This window comes from Arachnia propionica (assembly GCF_003932785.1).
In the GTDB taxonomy this organism is placed as follows: domain Bacteria; phylum Actinomycetota; class Actinomycetes; order Propionibacteriales; family Propionibacteriaceae; genus Arachnia; species Arachnia propionica_B.
Window position 1 is genome coordinate 1 of record NZ_RQYT01000096.1, and the last position, 1,675, is coordinate 1,675.

A 1,675-nucleotide genomic window follows, 5' to 3' on the forward strand; every position below is an offset into this window, starting at 1 on the left:
GGACCAGCTGTGACCATCGACATCCCGAACCTCATCAGGACCAGCCAGAACGCCGAGGACCTCGTCTCCCGGCTGGAGGCACTGAGCGACGCCGACCGCACCGCCTTGTCGAAACAGGCCCCGAAGTCGCTGACCCAGTGGCGGAAGGAACTGGACCCCGGCAAGGTCACCCCCAGCGCGGTGTGGCTCGACGAGGACGGCGAGGCGGCGGGCGAGGCCTTCACCCAGGAGGACTTCGAGGCGCACAACACGCGACTCCGCGTCGCCGCCCGGCTGGTGCTCGCCGCCGGCGCCCTCGAGGTTCCGGCAGCGAAGGTCGCCGCGTTGTTCACCCTGGAGACCGTGTACTACCTCCACGCCGACGGCGGAATCGACCCCTTCGTCCGCCTCGCGACCGCACGAGGTCCGAAGTGGACCGCCACCCTCATCGTCGGCGTCCTGCGCAACCGTCAGCTGGCCCGGGCCACCCACCCCCTCGTCTCGCGTCTCGTCGGCGCGGTGGACATCCCCATCCCGGACTCCCGCCCCTACCTCAACCGCGCCACGAGCACCATGCCCACGCCAGGCACCCGCTGGCAGGAGCACTTCCTCGCCGCCTGCGTCACCCCCGGCACCTTCAACACCCCCAGCTACGACCGGGAGAAGTACGTCGCCGAGATCCGTGAGGCCGCAGCGACGCTCCGACGCAGCGAACCCACCGACGACGCCGCTCTGCTCGACGGGCTGCTGGGAGTCATCGAGCGCGGGGAACGCCCCACCATCCAACGTCAGGCCCTGGCCTGGATCGAGGGCCTCGACCTCGACCCCGCCACCCAGCCCGAGCGCATGCTTGGCGCCCTCGACGTCGCCGACGCCCACGTCGTCGCCGCCTTCACCCGCGCCCTGCTCGGCACCGAAATCGACGACGAGGCCCTCACCCGGATCGCCCTGGCCATCCTTCCCCGCAAGGAGAAGGGCCTCAAGCACGATGTGCTGAAGCGCCTCGGACAACTCACCACCCCATCGGCGGAGCTGGTTGACCTGGTGACCGAGCTGGCGCACAGCACCGACACCACCACGGCCAAGCTCGCCAGCACACTGTGCGAGTCGTGGGGCAACGCACCCACCCCGGAGACCGGGACCCGGGGCCTGTGGCAGGAACCCTCCCTGCCGGACCCCGAGCCCTTCCCCGGCCTCGACCAACTGGTTTTGGCGGAGCCGGACCTGCTGGCCCTGATCCAGGACATTCGGTACGACTCGCGCAACCCGGAGTTGGAGGAGCGGCTGCTCGCGGTACTGGTGGCCACCGCGTCGAAGCGCGGCCCCGAGGTCGTCGTCACGGCCTGCCGCAGCATCGACCCCCACGACGCCGGGAGCGCCCTCACCCAGTTATTGGGAACGCTGGGGAATGGCACCATCGTTGTCGGCACGGAGCCACCGTCTCCCACCCAGGACGGCGATTCGCTGTCCTTCCTCGGGTCACAGCGGATGCGGGGCGTCCTCCACCGACTGGGAGAACTCCCGGTCCTGTTGTCGACTCCGAGCACGAGCCGCTGGGAGGTCACCGCCGCCGACCTCCGCAGGCGCATCGAACGGTACCGTCGGGACGGCATCGCCCTGGAACCCGCCGACCTCGCCGTCGCGCTGGGACGATGCGACCGCGACCGCTGCGACGAACTGGCCGACATCGACGCCC

General features: G+C 70.4%; 1 protein-coding gene. It reads left to right on the forward strand.

The features are described from left to right. Window positions 1-9: 9 nt before the first annotated feature. Window positions 10-1,675, forward strand: a 1,666-nt coding sequence (locus EII35_RS15370) for a DUF7824 domain-containing protein (RefSeq protein WP_148098962.1), incomplete at its 3' end; no start/stop codon positions are given.